Below are 19,361 nucleotides of genomic sequence, written 5' to 3' on the forward strand. Positions count from 1 at the left end.
CCTCGCGGTGCCCGTTTTGTGTGCATTACCTGATTCGTCCCGCCGGGTCGAGTCACGATCCCTCGGAACGTGACCCTGCGGTGCCCGCGGGGCTTACTTGAAGTGCGGGCCTCACCGGAACGGAAATCCGGAAGACGAAAGAGGCAGATCGGTGGGACGGGAATCCCAAGAGGAGATTTCCAATTCCGCTGGAAACCGCGAACCCGTGTATCCCGTGTATCCCGTGTATCGACAGGAGAGAAATCATGTCCCGTATTTTTCGCACCCGCAACGGTATCCCTTCCAAGCGCCGGGGCTTTGGCCTCGCGGCACTCGCCGCCTCGGCCGCGCTGATCACCGGGGGCGTCATCATTCCGGCGTCCGCCGCGGTGGCCGCCCCGATGCCCGCCGCGCATGCCGTGAGCTTCGTCCAGGGCGGTGGCGCCGGCGGTGACGGAGGTGCCGGAGGCGGCGGTCTGATCGGCGGTGGCGGGGGTTCCGGCGGCTCCGGCGGCGGCAGCGTCCTGGGCATCGGCGGCGACGGCGGCAAGGGCGGCAACGGAGGCAACGGCATCCTGTCCGGCGGTGGTGGCGGCGGCGGTGGTGGCGGCGGTGACGGTGTGATCGGCGGCAACGGCGGCTCGGGCGGCAACGGAGGCTCCGGCCTGTTCGGCGGCAGCGCCGGGTCCGGTGGCTCCGGTGGTTCCGGCCTCCTCCAGGGCGGCAACGGAGGCAAGGGCGGCAACGGCGGCTTCGGTGTCTTCCAGGGCGGCAACGGCGGCAAGGGCGGCGCCGGCGGGCTCGGGGTCCTCTTCGGCGGCCTGGGCGGTGCCGGTGGCGCCGGCGGCGGCAGCATCTTCTGACCGTCTCGCCCCGGTGGGGGCGAAGGCCCACACGGCCTCCGCCCCCACCGTCGGCCCCCCTACCTCCCACCCCACCCCCACCCCCGCACCTCATGGACCGGTGTGCGGAGCCGAGCGGCCGGCGCAGTGCCCGCAGAACCACAAGCCCGATCAAGGAAAACGGAGAACCCCATGTCCAGAACTCGCTGGCAGCGTCCGCTCGTCCTGGCGGTGGCCTCGCTGGCCCTCGCCACCGGCACCGCGTGCGCCGCCCAGGCGGCACCGGGTGTCACCCCAGGAACCAGCCTGACGGCCCCGGCCACCCCGTCCCACTGCGGGAAGGGCGGCGAGGGCGGGAAGGGCGGCGAGGGCGGGAAGGGCGGCGCTCCCGGTCAGCCGGGAGAACCTGGCAAGCCCGGAAAGCCCGGCTGCTTCAGGTTCGACGACCTGCCCGACAAGCCCAAGTCGGAGCTGACGGGTCTGGACAAGGCACGGATCGTGCTGACCGTGGAGTCCGGGCAGGCGAAGAAGGCCGAGATCGTCAAGAAGTACAAGATCTCCGAGAAGGAGTTCGACACCTGGGACAAGCAGCTGCGCGACGGGGACTGGGCCGCGCTGCTGGGACTGGATTCCCTCTTCGGCTCCTGAGGAAATTCCCGCGACGCCCCGGCCCGATGCGGGCCGGGGCGTTTCTGTCAAGCCCCGAGTTCCCGGACCGTGACGGCACGGCCCATGACCGGGTTTATTCGATACAGCGGAAACCGCACCACGAAAAACAGTTCTTCGGAAAGAGGAATGCCATGCGTATGCGTTCTTGGAAGGTCCGTCTCGGTCTCACGGCCGCGGCCGCTCTGACCGCCGGTGTCACGGCCGGTGCGCTGGCCCCGGCCGCGATGGCGGCGCCGGTACCGCAGAGCCGCCCGGCCGTGGCGGCCGCCCGGCAGCTTCCCGCCGACAGTGCCCGGCCGGGCGGCGGCATCGGCCTGCTCGGGCCCGTAAAGGCGGGCGACGGCAGTGTGCGGATCGGCGACCGGGTGTGTGCGGGCAACTGCAACGCGACCGTCAACGGGAGCAACGGCGGCCAGGGCGGGATCTGCGCCGGACTGTGCAACGGCAGCGCCAACGGCGGCACCGGCACGACCGGCAAGCCCGGCCGCGAGGGCGGCACCGGCGGCGCGGGCGGGATATGCGCGGGGATCTGCGGCGGCAGCGCCAACGGCGGCACGGGCGGCACGGGCGGAGCCGCGGCCGGCACCGGCGACGGTGGCCGCGGCGGCACGGGCGGCGGCGGTGGGATCTGCCTCGGGCTCGGCTGCGAGACCGGCGGCCGCGGCGGCGACGGCGGCACGGGCGGCACCGGCTGATGAACCACGCACCGGCCATCGACCGGACCGACCACGTCGGCCGCACGGTGGCCGCTGTCCGACAGCCCTGGACCGCCGACGCCCACCGCGACTACGGACACCCCCTCCACGTCCGCGCCACGTTGCGCTCGCTCGCCGTCGCCCGACCGCGCGACACGAGGCCCGCTACCGCCATCGGGAGACCGGAGCAGCACCCCCCTGCGCCTGGCAGGCGCGTTCCTGCCGGCCGCCGGAACCAGGGACGCGCCGACCGTCGCACAGGCCGTCGGCCGACGCGTGTACGGCCTCAGTTCAGGCGTTTACGGCCTCAGTTCATCAGTCCGGTCCGGGCGTCGTGCCACAGGTCGACGCCGCCCTCGACGGCGTACGTGTCGATCTCGGCCAGCTCCTCGGCGGTGAACTCCAGGTTCTCCAGCGCGGCGACGTTCTGGGTGAGCTGCTCGGTACGGGAGGCGCCGATGACCAGCGAGGTGACCCGCCTGTCACGCAGTGCCCAGGCGAGTGCCATCTGCGCGAGGGTCTGCCCACGGCGCTCGGCGATGGCGTTGAGGGCGCGGAGCCTGTTCAGCATGTCGTCCGACAGCCAGCCCGTGTCGAACGACGTGCCGGCCGCGGCCCGCGAGCCCTCCGGGATGCCGTCGAGGTAACGCCCGGTGAGCAGGCCCTGCGCGAGCGCCGTGAACCCGATGACGCCGAAGCCCTCCTCCTGCGCCGCGTCGAGCAGCCCGTCCGTCTCGATCCAGCGGTTCACCATGCTGTACGACGGCTGGTGGATGAGGAGAGGCGTTCCCAGCTCCCGCAGGATCGCGGCGGCCTGCCGGGTGCGCTCGGCGTCGTAGGAGGAGATCCCGACGTACAGGGCCTTGCCCTGGCGGACGGCCGTGTCCAGCGCGCCCATCGTCTCCTCCAGGGGCGTGCCGGCGTCGAGGCGGTGCGAGTAGAAGATGTCGACGTAGTCGAGGCCGGTGCGCCGCAGGGACTGGTCGAGGGAGGCCAGCAGGTACTTGCGGGAGCCACCGCCCTGGCCGTAGGGGCCGGGCCACATGTCCCAGCCGGCCTTCGTGGAGACGACCAGCTCGTCCCGGTACGGCGCGAGGTCCTGCTTCAGCAGCCGCCCGAAGTTGAGTTCCGCGGAGCCGTAGGGCGGGCCGTAGTTGTTGGCCAGGTCGTGGTGGGTGATGCCGAGGTCGAAGGCGCGCAGGGCGATGTCCCGCTGGCTCTCGAACGACCGGTCGTCGCCGAAGTTGTGCCAGTAGCCCAGGGACAGGACGGGCAGGTCGAGGCCCGAACGCCCGGTGCGCCGGTAGCGCATCGTGCCGTTGTACCGCTCGGGGTCCGCGACGTGGTTCATGGGGGTCTCCGCAGGTGACAGTGGGTTTCGTGCTGTTCGGGGGGTGAACGTGCCTACTGTGCCCCGGCTCGATTTCCGAGTCCAACAGCTCACGCACATCGCATTCATCGGTGTCGTTTCTCAAAGGGTGCCGCGCGGAGCAAGCCGTGGCCGCTGCGGGTGAACCGACCGACAGCCGGCGGGGCCTCCACGGCCGCCGTCGAGCTGAGCCGTCGGCGCGGGCAGCCGGGCCGGCGACCTCGCCCGGCTGCCTCGCCACAGCACGTTCCCGTGGGTCCGCACCGCGCGGCCGGGACAGACGCGAACAGCACGTCACCGAACCGGAATACCGGACCGCCGTTTGTGTCCCAGAGTTCATCTCCCAAGTGCTGGGGCCGCGTTGTCTACGCGCGTATCTTGGCTGGTCGTACGCCCGGGCGGACCCGGTGCGCCCATGTACCCACGTCACGCCGTCTGTCTGAAGGAGACCCCTCCGTGTCGCACCCCTCTTCCGAGGCCGCCGAGCCGCGTCAGCAGCGCTCCAGACGCAAGCGGGCCCTGCCCTACGGCATCGCGGGCGCCGTCGTGCTCGCCACGGCCGGTCTGAGCATCAACGCCATGGCCGCCTCGCACGAGGCCCTGATCGCCGAGGTCTACGGAGGCGGCGGCAACTCGGGCGCCACGTACACCAACGACTTCGTCGAGCTGGCCAACGCCGGCAGCGGCTCGGTCGACCTGAGCGGCTACAGCGTCCAGTACCTGCCGGGCGCGCCGACCGCCTCGTCCAAGTGGCAGTCGACCCCGCTCACCGGCTCGCTCGCCGGCGGCGGCCGCTACCTGGTCCAGGAGGCCGCGGGCGCGGGCGGTACCAAGGCGCTGCCGACGCCGGACGCGACCGGCTCGATCAACATGTCCGGCACCAACGGCACCATCGCGCTGGTCACCGGCAGTGACCCGCTGACCTGCCTCACCGCCGCCGACTGCCAGGCCGACTCGCGGGTCAAGGACCTGGTCGGCTTCGGCACCGCCGTGGTGCACGAGGGCAACGGCGCCGCGGCTGGCGCCAGCAACACGGCCTCCGTGGCGCGCGCGGCCACCCTCGCCGACACCGACGACAACGCCGCGGACTTCACCGCGGGCGACCCGTCCCCGCAGAACACCGGGGACACCGGCGGCGGCACGACCCCGACCGACCCGGCGACCACGCCGCCCGCCACCACCCCGCCGGCCACCCCGGCGAAGATCCACGACATCCAGGGCGACACGCGCATCTCGCCGCTCAACGGCAAGGCCGTCTCCGGTGTCACCGGCATCGTCACGGGCGTCCGCGCCTACGGCTCCTCGCAGGGCTACTGGGTCCAGGACCCGACCCCCGACGCCGACCCGCGCACCAGCGAGGGCATCTTCGTCTTCACCGGTTCGACCACGCCCACCGTGAAGGTCGGCGACAGCGTCTCCCTCGACGCCACGGTCCAGGAGTACTACCCGGGCGGCCAGGACACCGGTATACAGTCCGTCACCGAGCTGACCAAGGCCACCGTGAACGTCGTGTCGAGCGGCAACGCCGTGCCGGCCCCGGTCGTCCTCGACGAGCACTCGGTGCCCGAGCAGTTCGCCCCGCAGGCGGGCGGCGCGAGCATCGAGAACCTGCCGCTGCGCCCCGACGAGTACGCCCTCGACACCTACGAGTCGCTGGAGGGCATGAACGTCCGCATCGGCAGCAGCCGGGTGGTCGGCGCAACGGACCCGTACTCGGAGCTGTGGGTGACGGTCCAGCCCGACCAGAACCCCACCAAGCGGGGCGGCACCCTGTACAAGGGCTACGACGAGCCCAACTCCGGCCGCCTCATGGTCCAGTCGCTGATTCCCACCGCCCAGCAGGCGTTCCCCGTGGCGAACGTGGGCGACACGCTGGCCGGCACCACCGAGGGCCCGCTGGACTACAACCAGTTCGCCGGCACCTACGCGGTCCAGGCCCGCACCATCGGCACCGTCCGCGCGGGCGACATCAAGCCCGAGGTGACGGCGAAGCAGAGCGCCTCCCAGGTGAGCGTCGCCACGTACAACGTGGAGAACCTGGCGCCCGGCAACGCGCAGTCGAAGTTCGACGCGCTCGCCAAGGGCCTGGTGACGAACCTCCGTTCGCCCGACATCGTCGCGCTGGAGGAGATCCAGGACAACAACGGCGCCACCGACGACGGCACGGTCGCCGCCGACAAGACGCTGGGCAAGCTGGTCGACGCGATCGTCGCGGCCGGCGGCCCGCGCTACGAGTGGCGCCAGATCGACCCCGTCAACGACAAGGACGGCGGTCAGCCGGGCGGCAACATCCGCCAGGTGTTCCTGTTCAACCCGGACCGCGTCCAGTTCACCGACCGTGCCGGCGGCGACTCCTCCACCGCCGTGGGCGTGACCGGCACGGGCGCCGACACCCACCTGACCGCGTCCCCGGGCCGGATCGCGCCGACCGACGACGCGTGGACCTCCTCGCGCAAGCCCCTGGTCGGTGAGTTCACCTTCCGCGGCAAGACGCTCTTCGTGATCGCCAACCACTTCAACAGCAAGGGCGGCGACCAGGCGATCGACAGCCGTTTCCAGCCGCCGGCCCGCAGCTCCGAGGCGCAGCGCAACCGACAGGCCCTGGTGGAGCGGGAGTTCGTCGAGTCGCTGGAGAAGGCGGACCCCAAGGCGGACCTGGTCGTCCTGGGCGACCTGAACGACTACCAGTTCTCGCCCGCGGCGACCTCCCTCACGGCGAACGGCGAGATCCTCACCGACCTGGTGAACACCCTGCCGGTCAAGGAGCGTTACTCGTACGTCTACGAGGGCAACTCCCAGGTCCTGGACCACATCCTGGTCAGCCCGGGCCTGAAGCACGGCGCCGACTACGACGTGGTGCACATCAACAGCGAGTTCGCCGCGCAGACCAGCGACCACGACCCGCAGATCGTCCGCGTGAAGCCGTAACGGCTCAGCGCCCCGGCCGACGGCGGCTCGGCCGTCCCACAAGGGACGGTGGAGCCGCCGCCCGGCGGAGTCTCCTCACTCGCTGTCGGCGGCGGACCGGGCGTCCTCGTGTCACCTTCGCCAGAACAAGTGGTGCGTCACGCCGCTCGCGCTGGGCACTATCTCCAGGTGGAACCGGTCGAGCAGCTCGTCGGGGGAGTCCCAGAGGCGCAGCCCGGACCCGAGCGTCACCGGCGCCACCGCCACGTGCAGGGTGTCCACGAGGCCGGCGTCGAGGAACTGCCGGACGGTGGTGACCCCGCCGCCGAGCCGGACGTCCTTGCCCCGTGCCGCTTCCCGGGCCCGTTCGAGAACCGCGGCCGGGGCACCGTCGACGAAGTGGAACGTGGTGTCGGAGAGCGTGAACGAGGGACGCTCGTGGTGGGTCATGACGAACACCGGGGTGCGGAACGGGGGTTCCTCGCCCCACCAGCCGCGCCACTCGTGGTCCTGCCAGGGCCCGCGCTGGGGCCCGAACTTGTTGCGGCCCATGATCTCGGCACCGATGTTGCGCGGAAAGTCCCGCGTGAAGTAGTCGTCCAGGCCCCGGCTCCCGCCGGGCTCCGTCCGCCTGGGCCAGCTCGCCGTGGCGCCGGCCCAGGCGAACAGCCGCTCCGCCTGGCCGAGGCCGAACGGCTGCTCCAGACTCTGATGCTCACCGGCACCGATTCCGTCAGCCGAGACATTGAAGTTCATGACTCTCAGCAGTTGATCCACGCGCATCCTCACCGAACCCTGTCGCCTCGTCGTGCGGCCGAGCGCCCCACATCATGACGTCGAACGGAAGGCGGCCGGATCGACAGCGGCAGACGGCTTTCTTCCGAGGCGTGTCGCGAACCTGGCGCGAAGCGCCCTGCGGCGGCATGTCAGGTCAAGCGTCCCGGGCTCTTGACTCCGTCGGCACGCGGCATGATCCTCGTCCCAGGTATTGCGCGGTTCATGACAACCCCATGGTTTCGCCAATCGCGCCCTCCCGACGACCGAGGGACGTGGACCGTGACGCCGACCGGACGACGCTCGCACCGCGGACGCAAGCACGTCACCATGCTGGCGCTGCTGCTCCTGGTGCTGACCATGGCCCTCGGGCCGACCCCGAGCTCCGCGGCCGGCAACGAGTGGTGGATCCCGACCGCACGACCCGCCCCGGACGTCCAGATCGACGTCACCGGCGAGCCGTTCACCGGCACCGACTCGGCAGGAGAAGTGCGGGGGTTCGTCGACGCGCACAACCACCTGTTCGGCAACGAGGCCTTCGGGGGCCGGCTGATCTGCGGCAAGGTCTTCTCCGAGGCCGGTGTCGCCGACGCCCTCAAGGACTGCCCCGAGCACTACCCGGACGGCACCCTCGCGCTCTTCGACTACATCACCCACGGCGGCGACGGCAAGCACGACCCGGTCGGCTGGCCGACCTTCAAGGACTGGCCCGCCTACGACTCGATGACGCACCAGGCCGACTACTACGCCTGGGTGGAGCGGGCCTGGCGCGGCGGCCAGCGCGTGCTCGTCAACGACCTCGTCACCAACGGCATGATCTGCTCCATCTACCCCTTCAAGGACCGCAGTTGTGACGAGATGACCTCGATCCGGCTGCAGGCGAAGATGACCTACGCGCTCCAGGCGTACATCGACAAGATGTACGGCGGCACCGGCAAGGGCTGGTTCCGGATCGTCACCGACAGCGCGCAGGCGCGGCAGGTCATCGAGGAGGGCAAACTCGCCGTCGTCCTCGGGGTCGAGACCTCCGAACCCTTCGGCTGCAAGCAGATCCTCGACATCCCGCAGTGCAGCAAGGAGGACATCGACAAGGGCCTCGACGAGCTCTACGCACTCGGCGTCCGCTCCATGTTCCTCTGCCACAAGTTCGACAACGCGCTGTGCGGCGTCCGCTTCGACTCCGGCGGCCTCGGAACGGCCATCAACGTCGGCCAGTTCCTGTCCACCGGCACCTTCTGGCAGACCGAGAAGTGCACCGGCCCGCAGCACGACAACCCGATCGGCAGCGCCTCCTCGGCGGCCGAGTCCGATCTGCCGGCGGGCGTGGACGTCCCCTCGTACGACTCGGACGCACAGTGCAACAAGCGCGGCCTCACCGATCTCGGCGAGTACGCCGTGCGCGGCATGATGAAGCGCAAGATGATGCTGGAGATCGACCACATGGGCGTGAAGGCCGTCGGCCAGGCCCTCGACATCCTGGAGTCGGCGTCCTACCCCGGCGTGATCTCCTCGCACAGCTGGATGGACCTGAACTGGACCGAGCGGGTCTACTCCCTCGGCGGCTTCGTCGCCCAGTACATGCACGGCTCCGAGGGCTTCGTCGCGGAAGCCGCCCGGACCAAGGCGCTGCGCGACAAGTACGGTGTGGGCTACGGCTACGGCACCGACTTCAACGGCATCGGCGACCACCCGGCCCCGCGCGGCGCGGACGCGGCGAACAAGGTGACGTACCCCTTCAGGAGCGTCGACGGCGGCTCCGTCATCGACCGGCAGACCTCCGGCGAGCGCACCTTCGACATCAACACCGACGGCGCGGCCCACGCCGGCATGATCCCCGACTGGATCGAGGACATCCGGCAGGTCGGCGGCCAGGACGTGGTGAACGACCTGTTCCGGGGCGCCGAGTCCTACCTCGACACCTGGGGGGCCACCGAACAGCACCAGGCCTCCGTCAACCTCGCCAAGGGGCAGCCGGCCACGGCCAGTTCGTCCGAGTCGAACCCGTTCACCAGCTACCAGCCGGGCCGCGCCGTGGACGGCGACGACTCCACCCGCTGGGCCAGCGACTGGAGCGACGACCAGTGGTGGCAGGTCGACCTGGGCTCCACCCACCTCGTCTCCCGGGTGACGCTGGACTGGGAACGCGCCTACGGCAAGTCGTACCGCGTCGAACTCTCCACCGACGGCACGAACTGGCAGACCGCCTGGTCCACCACGAGCGGCGACGGCGGCCTGGACACGGCCCGGTTCACCGGCACTCCGGCCCGCTACGTCCGGATCCACGGCCTCGACCGCGGCACCGACTGGGGGTACTCGCTGTACGAGGTCGGGGTCCACAGCGCCTGAGGCGACGATCCTGGGACGAGGCCGTCCGGCCCGGGGCCCGGGGCCCGAGGCCTGGGGCCTGGGGCCTTGGGCCTGGGCGAGCCGACGGGCGGCTTCGCGCGGGCTTCGCGCGGGCTTCGCGCGGTGCCGGCCAGGAGGTCAGGGCGACCTTGCGGTGCTCCGCACGCACCGCGCCCGTACGGCAATCCCTCCGTCTCTCCGTGCCCGTGGGCGTACTGCGCGCCAGGGCCGGTGCGCGTGCGGACGGGGCGCCATGATTACGTTGCCCCGTGAACCGTTTCCCTCCGCCCGGCCGGACAGCGCGATGAGCACCGCGGACTCGTTCCCCCTGGGAGCCTCGACCACGCTCGCCGAACTCGCCCGGGATCCGCACCCGCGCCTGGCACTGCTCCGCGCCCACGAACCGGTGTCGTGGCTGCCCGAGCTGAACGGCTGGCTGGTCACCCGCCGCGACCTCGGGCTGGACGTGATGAGGGACTCCGCCACCTTCACCGTGGACGACCCCCGCTTCACCACCGCCCAGATCGTCGGACCGAGCATGCTGTCCCTGGACGGCGCCGAGCACGCCCGCCACCGCGAGCCCTTCGCGGCACCCTTCCGGCCCCGAAGGGTGCACGACAACTTCGCCGCGTTCATAGAACGGGAGACCGACCGCCTCGTCACCGCGCTGGAACCCGAGGGCGCCACCGAACTGCGCCGCGCCTTCGCCGGACCGCTCGCGGTGGCCGTCGTCACCGACGCCCTCGGGCTGGTCGGAACGACCACCGATACGGTGCTCTCCTGGTACGACGCGATCGTACGGTCGGTCTCCGACATCACCGAGGGCCTGGCGGCGGGCCCGGCGGGTCCCGCCGCCTACGCACAGCTGCGGGCCGCCGTCGAGGCAACCGTCGCCGACCCGCACGCCTCCTCGCTCCTCGTCTCCGCCGCCGGACAACTGGCCGTGCCCGAAGTGGCCTCCAACGCGGCGGTGCTGATGTTCGGCGGCATCGAGACGACCGAAGCGATGATCACCAACGCCCTGCTCCACCTGCTGCAGAACCCAGCCCAACTCGCCCTGGTGCAGGCCGATCCTGGCCTGCTGGACGGAGCCGTCGAGGAGTCCCTGCGGCTGGAGCCCGGCGCGGCCGTGGTGGACCGCTACGCCACCCGCGACACCGTGCTCGGCCCGGCGGCCATCCGCCGCGGCGACCTCGTCAGCGTCTCTCTGACCGGCGCCAACCGCGACCCGGCCGTCTTCACCGACCCGGACCGCTTCGACGTCCGGCGCGCCGAGGCCCGCCTCCAACTCGCCTTCGCCCACGGCCCGCACCACTGCCTCGCCGCCCACCTGGCCCGTCTGGAAACCCGCATCGCGCTCCAGCGCCTGCTCGAACGCCTCCCCGGACTCCGCCTCGACCCGCAGCGGCCCGCCACCCCGCACGGCCTGGTCTTCCGCAAGCCGGCCGCGCTCCACGTGCTCTGGGACGTGCCGGCCTGACGACCCCCCGACGGCCGAAGCGCATGGCGGACGTCCGTCACGAACAGGTGACTGCTGCCCCAAAGCCACTTCACCGTCCCACCTGACGACTAACGTCATCGTTCTTACAGGAACCAGGGGGGAAAATGAGCAACCCGTACAACGTGCCACAACCCACCAGATCCATACCCAAGTGGGCTCGCAAAAGGGTCGTACTGCCCGCCCTCGCCGTGGCCTTCATCGTCGGTGTCGCCGCCGGCGGCAGCGGCAACGACGACAAGAAGTCCGTCGCCGACGACAAGCCCCGGCCCACCGCGACCGCCACGGTGACGGCGACGGCAACCGCCACGGAGACCGCCGCACCCGAACCGGCGCCCACCGTCACCGAGACGAAGACGGTGAAGGTCAAGGTCAGGGTGACCGTCACCGCGGACTCGGCCGGTGCGGACTCCGGGAGTTCCGGCGACGACAGCGGTGGCAGCACCTACTACGCCAACTGCACCGCCGCCCGCGCCGCCGGCGTCACTCCGCTCTACCGGGGCGAGCCCGGATACGACTCGCACCTCGACCGGGACGGCGACGGCGTCGCCTGCGAATGACAGCGACAGGCCCGCCCGGGGGAGTGTGACACAAGAGGGGCCTGCTACCGGAGCAGCACAGACCACTGTGCGGATCGGCGTATCGCGGGTGAACTCCTCGACCCCTCGCCCGGACGCTCAGCCTGCTGACTACCCTGCTGCGGCCTGACCCGCGGCACGTGTCCGCCGCTCGGGACCGGCCTCGGCACCTCGTGCGTCGCCGCACTCGGTGGCGTGCGACGCCGACGCCCGGGAACAAGGCAGGGCGTGCAGGCGGGCTTGAGTGAGTGTCAGGTCCATCATGCCTGCTCGGGCGTGCTGTGCGGTAGGACCGAGCACACGTTCGTTCAGGCTTGTCCGGGGTGCCGGCCTGCCCGCAGACTCAACGTCATCCACTCTCCGACGTCCGTGTCGGCATCCGTTCCCGGGTGCCGGCGCGTTCGTCGTGCTGTCCCGTCGTGGGACGGGTGCAGGCGGGGGTGGGGGAACGGAGGGGGATCGATGGATCAGGACATGGTCATGCGGGCGAGGGTCCAGTTGCTCAGCGCCAACCTGCGGGTGGTGCGCGGCGTCGAGGGGTTGCGGATCTACCGCCTGCTGACGCAGGTCGAGCCGGAGGTGTACGGGTCGAAGCTGGCGTACGTCCTGGTGGAGGCCAGCGCGTCGGCGCTGGTGCGGGAGCTGCCCGAGCAGCGGCTGGCGCTGTTGGACGAGGCGGTGGCGGTGGCGTCGGCCCTGGACGCCGGGAATCCCTACCGCGAAAAGGTGCTGGCGAAGGCGCTTGCCGCCAGGCGGGATATTGAGGGGCGGCAGACCCAAGGGATGTGAGACAGAGCGGCGCCGCCGGCGCCTGTGCCGCTCCGAGGCCGTCCCCCGCGGGGATGAACTCGGAGACGGCATGTCTCCATGCACGTGATGGGGCCGGAGAGTTGCGGGGACAGGGCCCCGTGCATCTGTTTCCCTGTCGGGCGCCGGCCTATTGGCCGGACTGGACAATCCCGGCATAGACGCGCAGGTCGGAGTGGCTGGTCGGCACCTTCCACCGACGGAAGGCGTCCATCCCGCCGGACGGCCAGCCGGCCTCGTCCTGGTCGGCGACGAAGCGCACGACACACTGCTGCACGTCGCTCAGGTCGCCGAAGGACTGCGGCGGTTCGCCGGGATCGTCCGGGAAAACCAGCTTGAACAGCCTCTCCGCCGTGTAGTACCTGTCGTAGAACGCCTCGACGCCCTTACAGTCAGCCAGGCCGACCAGCATGGCATCGACTGCCCGGAGCGTCGTGGCTTCGGATGTCTCGGCCAGGGCCATCGCCGCGAGACCCATGTAGGAGCCGCTCAGGAACGACATGGTCCCGGTCTTCTCGGGTGGCCGGGCGACGACCTGTGTCAGTACGTCGACGACGGCCGGGTCGGCGATGCCGAAGCGCGTCAACGCGAAGGCGGAGGCCCAACGCAGCTCGACGATCGGGTTGTCCAGGTAGCGCCGGATGAAGGGGACGGTCGCCGGTTCGCCGAGCAGGCCGAGGGCGACGACTCCCGTCGCCGCCGCGCCGGGCGAGTCTTCGTCGGCGATGAAGGCCGTCAAGAGCGGAATCGACGTGGCCGCGGACTCGGGGAACCACGCCAGCAAGTTCGCCGTCCTGGACCGCAGTTCAGGGCCGTCCGAGGTCAGCAGGACGGCGAGCGCGGGAAGCTCTTCGCGGACGGCGTCATACGAACGCACCACCGCTTCCGCGTCAATGAGCACTTGTGCACAGCTCTCCTCGCGCTGTTTGCGCTGCTCATCGTCCGTCGCTTCGCCGATCCACTGAGCCCAGTCGTCGGCTTCGCCGCGGATATCCGCCAGGGAGGCACGGTCTTCCCGAGGGTCATAGCCGTTCGGCAGGTAGTTGTTGTCCAGCCCGATCGCGATGGCGACCAGCAGACCGACGATCCGATGCCTGTTGACCAATCGCGGGTCGAGTGCCATCCGCACAAGGAACGGAACGGTGTACACCGCAGCCTGCGAGCGGGTGCCCTGGTGCACGATATGGTTCGCGAGCTGTGCACTCGGCGGGTACCGGCCCTCCCAGACCCCCGCCTGCATCGCCCGGAGGTGTCCGGGGACGTCGTCGGCCATGCCGTAGGAGTGCCGCAGCCGGGCCCAGGGCACATCGTCCAGGCCGGTGAGAGGGTCGTCATCCGTCACAGCAGCGGATCCTGGCATACCAGGATCCCGTACTGCGACGGAGCCCGGAAGCTGAGCCAGAACCCGGGTTTCGGCAGCAGCCGTTCGGCGATTCCGGAGGGGTCCGGGAGGGGAGTTGTCCAACGGTCACGGCAGAGGGCAGTGGTGCCGGCCTGCGGCCGCCGTCCTTGCCAGGCCCGTGCCGGGGTGGGAGAGGGCGACGGCACGCGCCGTACTTCGGCAGGCCGTGGTGCGAGCCGTCAGTGTGACTCCGCCGGCCAGCCCAGGGCCCGGAAGACGGCGACGGGGTCGAGATAGTCGCGCCAGTGGGTCACCTGGCGGTCCCTGATGGTGAGCACGGAGACGAAGTGGTTGTCGTAGGCGCGTCGGGTGTGCACCGTCCGCCCGTGCACGGCGTACTCCAGGACGACCACGGACCTGTCGGTGTCGTGGTGGACTGCCAGTTCGTCCGCGCCGGTCAGGACCATCGCGTCGCCGTAGTCGCGGTACAGGTCGGCGACAGCGCGCCGTCCCTCGATCCGGCGCGGGTAGCCGGGGACGGAGACCACGTACTCGGTCACGACGTCCTCGGCCAGGAGGTCGAAGAAGTGCTCCCCGTCGACCAGGCCCGCCAGGCCCTCCTGGACGATCCGGAAGAACGGGTCCAGGGCCGCGAAGTCCTCAAGGTTCTCGACAGCGTGCTTGTCGGACATGGTCACACGGCCGCCTTTTCGGTCCAGGCGCGGGCGCTGCGCTGCGCGAACTCGCCGAAGGCGGTCGCCCTCTGCCCGGTGACCTTCTCGATGTCGTCGTTGGGCGTGGAACCGCGGCCTGTGATGATGGTGCCGGTCAGCCAGCGGAGCATCACGGCGTAGTCGGCGGGCACGATTCCGGCGGCGACGGCGCCGCCGATCCAGGCCTCGGGGTCGAGGTCCAGGTGCGTGACGGGCCGTCCGGTGACGGCGGTGATGATGCCGGCGACTTCACCGACCGTGAGCGCCTGCGGGCCGGTGGGCGAGTACACGGCCCCGTCGTGGGCCGCGGGGGCGAGCAGCGTCTCGGCCGCGACGGCGGCGATGTCGGCCGCGTCGACGAAGGCTTCCGCGCCGCTGCCGGTGGGGACCGTGATCGCCCCTTCGACGACGGGCAGGTGGGCGTCGGTGAAGTTCTGCATGACCCAGGCGGGACGCACGACGGAGTGGGTGATGGCCGAACGGGCGACCAGGTCGGCTTCGACGGCCTTGATGTCGATCTGCGGCGGTGCCTCGTCGGCGCCGTAGGTGCTCAGGTAGGTGACGTGGCGAACGCCGGCGGCCTCGGCGAGGTCGAGGAGGGCCGCGACCTGGTCGGCGTATCGCACCCGCATGACGGGTGTGACGAGGTAGAGGCTGTCGACGCCGCGCAGGGCGTCGGCGTGGGTGGCCGGGTCGTCCCAGTCGAACCGGACGTCGGCGCCGTGACGGGCCGCGGTACGGGCGCTGTGCCCGCGTTCGACGAGCCGCTTCGTCAGGAGTGAGCCGGTGCGGCCGGTGCCGCCGAGAACGAGCGTGGTCTGCCGTGATTCAGTCATGGCTCCAGCGTGAGGGAGGCCATGGGAGCGGATCAATGTGCGAATCGCTCGTTCTTTTACGTCAGACGCTCCGGTCATTGCCCGTCGGGTTCGCCCTGCTGATACTGGTCGTATGGACCTGCTGCGTGATCACCTCGCGCGGGCTCGCGCCGGCGGCGCGGCGTTCGCCCGGACGGTCGCCGAGCCGCCGTGGGGGCTGCGGCTGGCCGGCACGATCCAGCTCTCCGTGCACACCGTCGTCCGGGGCCGGGGATGGCTGTGGTTCGACGCCGACGACCCGGGCCGCGCGGTGGAACTCGTGCCCGGGGAGGTGACCCTCGTACGCGGTGGGAGCGACCACTACATCGGCCACGAGTCCGGCGCCGACTGTCTCGAACCGGAGGAGTTCAGGGCCCGGCACGCCACCGACGGGGAGTCGGACCATCCCGGGGCGACCGTGTTCCTCTGCGGCGCCTACCGGTTCTCCGGCGACATCGGCAACGGGCTGCTCACCGCCCTGCCGCAGGTCCTGACCCTGCAAGCGGCCGTCGGCGATCCGCTGAGGGACGTGATCGCCCTGCTCTCCCACGAACTAGCCCACCCCGAACCGGGCCAGCCCACCGTGCTCGACCGGCTCCTCGACGTCCTCCTGGTCCTCGCCATCCGCAGCGAGTTCCGCCGCAGCCCGAACGCGCCCCGCTGGTACCGTGCCTGCGCCGACCCCCGGCTGAGCGCTGCGCTCCAGGCCATGCACGAGGACGCGGGCCGTCCGTGGTCGGTCCCCGAACTCGCCGCGGTCAGCGGCCTGTCCCGGGCCGCCTTCGCACGCACCTTCCACGAGGCGCTCGGCCAGACCCCCATGCAGTACCTGACGGACTGGCGCATGGCCCTCGCCCGCGACCACCTGCGTACGGGTGACCTCGGCATGGCGGGCATCGCCCGGAGCGTCGGCTACAGCTCGCCCTACGCCTTCGCAGCCGCCTTCCGCCGCCATCACGGCGACCCCCCCGGTGCCTGGCGACAGCGAGAGTCGACGCGCGACATGGATCTCCGGCCGGGCGGCCCCCACATCCACTGAGGCGCGGAAGCCACTCGTCGCGACAGCCCGGGGTACCTGCCAGGACCGGTTCACTCCCACCGTGCCGCCCAAGCCCGCCGCCGGTACCGGGGTTCCGGCCCAACGCCCCTGGCGGCCCGGTACCGTTCACTGAATCCGTCGCGTCATCGCGGAGAACCGGCACATCAAGGGGTGGGAACGCCGGGCGGACGAGCAGGGGCCGCGTGGGGGCACGGAAGCTGCAGGCCCGCGGGGCCCGGGTGCACGGCACGTTCAGGGGGTGGGCCTGTGCGGCCTTCGACGAAGGGCAGGGCGCCGGGCACGACGCTGACCAGAGTGGGCGCTGCTCTGTTGCTTTCCGCGCTCTGCCTCTGTCTCCTCGGCGGCGGCCGAGCCGCAGCAGCCGACGGCCGGCCGGCGCAGGAGCGGGTGGGAACCATCACCATGGACGTCGGCTGGGACCGGTCGCGGCAGGAAGTGCTGCTCAGCCGAACCTGCTCGTACACGCTCCCGGCGCGGAGCGGGGCACTGGCTCGGATACGCAAGGACGGTTACGGGGACTGCGGTGACTACAAGCTCCTCCGCGACGGCAGGGCGGCGGAAACCGACGGAACCAAGAGCCGGCCGATCAGGGTGACCCAGCGTTCGGCCCGTGCGCCGGCGCAAGTGCAGTCCTCCTTCGGCCTCTATCTGACTCGTCAGTCCGGTGTGCAGAGACTGACGATCGCCCTCTGCCCGGTCGCTGGGCCCGGCGGCAGTGAACTCGTCGGCGGGGGTGACTACCCGGACGTCTGGCTGATCACGGTGAGAGCGCCGAAGTGGTCGTTCAGCGGCATCGCCGGAACCGTCGAGTCGCAGTCCGACAGTTCCCTCACCTGGCGGGTGGCAGCCGCGCCGCCGACAGGGAAGGCGCGTACGCCGTCCACCTGCTCGGTCGACCTGACCCGCAAGGTGAAGACCACGAAACTGCCCAGAGCGCGTCACCAGACGAGGGGCGAGATGCTGACCGCGTTGGCGGCCGCGGTGGGCGGGATCGGTGCCGTCGCCGCCGCCTTGGTGGCGAGGCTGGCCGGACCCGCCGCGCCACGCAGGTGGGCCGTCGCCACCCTGTCGGCCGGGGCGGCCGTGTGCTCCTTCGCCCTCGTCACCCAGCCGGCTTCCCTCGCGCAGCTGGGATCGGCACGCTTCAACAACGTGTTCGGCACCACTCCCGTCGCTCTCCCCGCCGACGTCTGGACGCCACAGGCCGTCCTCGGTCTCTGGCTCTGGTACGTCCTTCCAGTGTCCGCGTGGTGGTTCACCCGGCGGGTGGTGACCGGCAGGCCGCCGTCCGGCAGGACACTCATCGCCGGCTGCGTGCCCCCGCTTCTCTGCCTGGCCTTCATGACGGCAGGCGGGACGGTACCGAACACCGGCCCGTGGGTTCGCGTGGCGGCGGCTGCGGTACTCGCCCTTGCCGTGGCCGCCTCCGGTCGACGGCTGCACACGGGCACGGCGGTGCGCAGATGGGCTCCCACTGCCGGGGCACTGCTCTGGACGGTTCTCGTCACCTACGAACTCGGCCGGACTGCCGTCATCGCCGACGACCGACTGACGGTGAACGGGTGGAACGCGGCCGCTGTGCTGATCTGTACATGGCCCGCTGCCGCCTGGCTCGGTTCGCTGCTGCCGCCCGCACTGCGCTGCACCCCGAGGCCGGCGGTACGCGCGCTCTGCTTCGTGACTCTCTGGGCGGCGGTGATCTGCCCGTTCGCAGTGGCGTACCTGAAGGCGGCCAGGTACGACGTCTACGGCGACCGGATGGAGGACGACGTGTGGAGCCAGTACCGGGTATCCCTGTTCACGGGCTACTCGGCATGGCCGCTCTTCGTCGTCACCGTCTGCGGTGTCGCCCTGCAGATCGCCTACCTCTGGCGGCGCGGCGCCATGGGCGGCACCGGACGAGCCGTGGAGCCTGTCGGCAGAGTGCTGCTGGTGTGCGCGGCACTCACCGCGTACGGCAGCCCCGATCTGCGCACCGCGACGATGTGGGGAGAGGCGCTCGCGACAGCCCTGGTGGCCGTCGCCTCCCTGATACTGCTGCCGCTCGGATCGGATGCCTCCTGGGCCAGACTCCGGCGGGTCAGCCGCCGCGGGCATGCCCGCTTCATGGACCGGTGGATAACCACCCAGCTGATCTGGGACACACGGGCCGACTTCCAGCGCTCCGCCCGCTCCGCGCTCGCCGACGACATGACGGTGCCGGACTTCTCCGACCGCTGGCGTGAACTGGCCGTGCCCGGACGCAACGACGACCCGGAGACGAGGCTGAAGCGGGCCAGACGGTTCGCCCTCGGAACGAATGCCGGACGCAGCCCCTGGACCGCGGGGATCGTCGCCGCGGGCCGCGCCCAGCTGCTGGCTCTGCCCTGGGCCGCGTACAAGGCCGCGACCAGCGGCACGGTAGGGGCGGACTACTTCATGCCGTTCCACCTGGACGCGATGTTCCAGACGCTCCGATTCACACACTGGGCGCTCTACGGATTCGTCTACGGCTACTTCTACGCCCTGCTGCGCGGCCTCACCCCTGTCGGCAAGGCGGCCTGGCTCATGCTGGCGATCCTGCCGGCCGAGATCCTCCCCCTCGCGACCCTCACCGTGGACCCGCAGTACTCGCAGGCCCCTTCCGTGAACGACCTGGTCACGGGATGCGCAGGTGTCGCCGGGCAGACCCTGGTCCTGTGCATGCTGCTCGGACTGTGGTGGGAATGGTCGCTGGCCCGGGCCGCCGGAATGAAGTGGTCGCAGGTCAGGAACTTCCGCCGGCTCTCGTCCGTCACCGTCCCTGTCGGCACGATCCTGGTGGCCGGTGCCACCGCGTTCGCCACCACGGTCGCCGGAACCTGGGCGCAACCGGAGCTCAAGCAGCCCGACGCCGTCCGGTCCACCCAGCCGACTCAGCAGTCGGAGCCATCCCCGTGAGCGGGTCGA

Annotated in this window: 15 protein-coding genes; 10 read left to right on the forward strand and 5 right to left on the reverse strand. The window is 71.0% G+C overall.

The window, feature by feature from the left end; translation table 11 throughout:
* Positions 1 to 245: 245 nt before the first annotated feature.
* The 3 genes from ACFZB3_RS08545 (at position 246) to ACFZB3_RS08555 (ending at position 2,185) form a co-directional block, all read left to right on the forward strand.
* Positions 246 to 842, forward strand: coding sequence for a hypothetical protein (locus tag ACFZB3_RS08545; RefSeq protein ID WP_391371705.1), 597 nt, complete (start codon positions 246 to 248; stop codon positions 840 to 842).
* 171 nt (positions 843 to 1,013) lie between these two features.
* Positions 1,014 to 1,469, forward strand: coding sequence for a DUF1153 domain-containing protein (locus tag ACFZB3_RS08550; RefSeq protein ID WP_391371707.1), 456 nt, complete (start codon positions 1,014 to 1,016; stop codon positions 1,467 to 1,469).
* A 152-nt stretch (positions 1,470 to 1,621) separates the two neighbouring features.
* Complete coding sequence (locus ACFZB3_RS08555; protein WP_391371710.1) at positions 1,622 to 2,185, forward strand: hypothetical protein; 564 nt, start codon at positions 1,622 to 1,624, stop codon at positions 2,183 to 2,185.
* A 307-nt stretch (positions 2,186 to 2,492) separates the two neighbouring features.
* On the opposite strand, the gene mgrA is transcribed toward ACFZB3_RS08555, so the two are convergent.
* On the reverse strand, positions 2,493 to 3,536 hold the full coding sequence (gene mgrA, locus ACFZB3_RS08560; RefSeq protein ID WP_391371713.1) for an L-glyceraldehyde 3-phosphate reductase: 1,044 nt from the start codon (positions 3,534 to 3,536) through the stop codon (positions 2,493 to 2,495).
* A gap of 474 nt (positions 3,537 to 4,010) precedes the next feature.
* Here mgrA and ACFZB3_RS08565 point away from each other — a divergent pair, with 474 nt between their 5' ends.
* Positions 4,011 to 6,482 (forward strand): endonuclease/exonuclease/phosphatase family protein, encoded by a 2,472-nt coding sequence (locus ACFZB3_RS08565; RefSeq protein ID WP_391371715.1) that lies wholly within the window; start codon positions 4,011 to 4,013, stop codon positions 6,480 to 6,482.
* Positions 6,483 to 6,593: 111 nt separating this feature from the next.
* Here ACFZB3_RS08565 and ACFZB3_RS08570 read toward each other — a convergent pair whose 3' ends face one another.
* Entirely contained in the window at positions 6,594 to 7,238 is a 645-nt protein-coding gene (locus tag ACFZB3_RS08570; RefSeq protein WP_391371718.1) for a dihydrofolate reductase family protein, read from the reverse strand.
* A 327-nt stretch (positions 7,239 to 7,565) separates the two neighbouring features.
* Here ACFZB3_RS08570 and ACFZB3_RS08575 point away from each other — a divergent pair, with 327 nt between their 5' ends.
* From ACFZB3_RS08575 to ACFZB3_RS08590, 4 genes are all read left to right on the forward strand, one after another.
* The gene (locus ACFZB3_RS08575; protein WP_391372083.1) at positions 7,566 to 9,581 is read left to right on the forward strand and encodes a discoidin domain-containing protein; all 2,016 of its coding nucleotides are present in this window, start codon (positions 7,566 to 7,568) and stop codon (positions 9,579 to 9,581) included.
* A 304-nt stretch (positions 9,582 to 9,885) separates the two neighbouring features.
* On the forward strand, positions 9,886 to 11,061 hold the full coding sequence (locus ACFZB3_RS08580; protein ID WP_391371721.1) for a cytochrome P450: 1,176 nt from the start codon (positions 9,886 to 9,888) through the stop codon (positions 11,059 to 11,061).
* A gap of 125 nt (positions 11,062 to 11,186) precedes the next feature.
* A complete protein-coding gene (locus ACFZB3_RS08585) occupies positions 11,187 to 11,639 on the forward strand; it encodes an excalibur calcium-binding domain-containing protein (RefSeq protein WP_391371724.1) in 453 nt (150 codons plus the stop codon).
* Between the two features lie 480 nt (positions 11,640 to 12,119).
* The gene (locus ACFZB3_RS08590) at positions 12,120 to 12,446 is read left to right on the forward strand and encodes a hypothetical protein (protein ID WP_391371727.1); all 327 of its coding nucleotides are present in this window, start codon (positions 12,120 to 12,122) and stop codon (positions 12,444 to 12,446) included.
* Between the two features lie 148 nt (positions 12,447 to 12,594).
* On the opposite strand, the gene ACFZB3_RS08595 is transcribed toward ACFZB3_RS08590, so the two are convergent.
* The 3 genes from ACFZB3_RS08595 to ACFZB3_RS08605 form a co-directional block, all read right to left on the reverse strand.
* On the reverse strand, positions 12,595 to 13,806 hold the full coding sequence (locus ACFZB3_RS08595; protein ID WP_391371729.1) for a HEAT repeat domain-containing protein: 1,212 nt from the start codon (positions 13,804 to 13,806) through the stop codon (positions 12,595 to 12,597).
* A 239-nt stretch (positions 13,807 to 14,045) separates the two neighbouring features.
* The gene (locus ACFZB3_RS08600) at positions 14,046 to 14,498 is read right to left on the reverse strand and encodes a nuclear transport factor 2 family protein (protein WP_391371732.1); all 453 of its coding nucleotides are present in this window, start codon (positions 14,496 to 14,498) and stop codon (positions 14,046 to 14,048) included.
* A 2-nt stretch (positions 14,499 to 14,500) separates the two neighbouring features.
* Positions 14,501 to 15,355, reverse strand: coding sequence for an NmrA family NAD(P)-binding protein (locus tag ACFZB3_RS08605; RefSeq protein WP_391371735.1), 855 nt, complete (start codon positions 15,353 to 15,355; stop codon positions 14,501 to 14,503).
* 112 nt (positions 15,356 to 15,467) lie between these two features.
* Here ACFZB3_RS08605 and ACFZB3_RS08610 point away from each other — a divergent pair, with 112 nt between their 5' ends.
* Both ACFZB3_RS08610 and ACFZB3_RS08615 read left to right on the forward strand, forming a co-directional pair.
* The gene (locus ACFZB3_RS08610; RefSeq protein WP_391371738.1) at positions 15,468 to 16,412 is read left to right on the forward strand and encodes a cupin domain-containing protein; all 945 of its coding nucleotides are present in this window, start codon (positions 15,468 to 15,470) and stop codon (positions 16,410 to 16,412) included.
* A 408-nt stretch (positions 16,413 to 16,820) separates the two neighbouring features.
* Positions 16,821 to 19,352: a hypothetical protein gene (locus ACFZB3_RS08615; protein WP_391371740.1), complete on the forward strand. Its 2,532-nt coding sequence runs from the start codon at positions 16,821 to 16,823 to the stop codon at positions 19,350 to 19,352.
* The last annotated feature ends 9 nt before the right edge of the window (positions 19,353 to 19,361 follow it).

The sequence above is a fragment of the Streptomyces sp. NPDC008092 genome (genome assembly GCF_042957285.1).
GTDB lineage: Bacteria > Actinomycetota > Actinomycetes > Streptomycetales > Streptomycetaceae > Streptomyces.

What these genes read in the sequence shown, in the direction of transcription:
- ACFZB3_RS08550 (WP_391371707.1), top strand. Translation starts at nt 1,014, where the DNA reads ATGTCCAGAACTCGCTGGCAGCGTCCGCTCGTCCTGGCGGTGGCCTCG.
- mgrA (WP_391371713.1), bottom strand. Translation starts at nt 3,536, where the DNA reads ATGAACCACGTCGCGGACCCCGAGCGGTACAACGGCACGATGCGCTAC.
- ACFZB3_RS08575 (WP_391372083.1), top strand. Translation starts at nt 7,566, where the DNA reads ATGCTGGCGCTGCTGCTCCTGGTGCTGACCATGGCCCTCGGGCCGACC.
- ACFZB3_RS08600 (WP_391371732.1), bottom strand. Translation starts at nt 14,498, where the DNA reads ATGTCCGACAAGCACGCTGTCGAGAACCTTGAGGACTTCGCGGCCCTG.
- ACFZB3_RS08555 (WP_391371710.1), top strand. Translation starts at nt 1,622, where the DNA reads ATGCGTATGCGTTCTTGGAAGGTCCGTCTCGGTCTCACGGCCGCGGCC.
- ACFZB3_RS08605 (WP_391371735.1), bottom strand. Translation starts at nt 15,355, where the DNA reads ATGACTGAATCACGGCAGACCACGCTCGTTCTCGGCGGCACCGGCCGC.
- ACFZB3_RS08585 (WP_391371724.1), top strand. Translation starts at nt 11,187, where the DNA reads ATGAGCAACCCGTACAACGTGCCACAACCCACCAGATCCATACCCAAG.
- ACFZB3_RS08590 (WP_391371727.1), top strand. Translation starts at nt 12,120, where the DNA reads ATGGATCAGGACATGGTCATGCGGGCGAGGGTCCAGTTGCTCAGCGCC.
- ACFZB3_RS08580 (WP_391371721.1), top strand. Translation starts at nt 9,886, where the DNA reads ATGAGCACCGCGGACTCGTTCCCCCTGGGAGCCTCGACCACGCTCGCC.
- ACFZB3_RS08610 (WP_391371738.1), top strand. Translation starts at nt 15,468, where the DNA reads ATGGACCTGCTGCGTGATCACCTCGCGCGGGCTCGCGCCGGCGGCGCG.
- ACFZB3_RS08545 (WP_391371705.1), top strand. Translation starts at nt 246, where the DNA reads ATGTCCCGTATTTTTCGCACCCGCAACGGTATCCCTTCCAAGCGCCGG.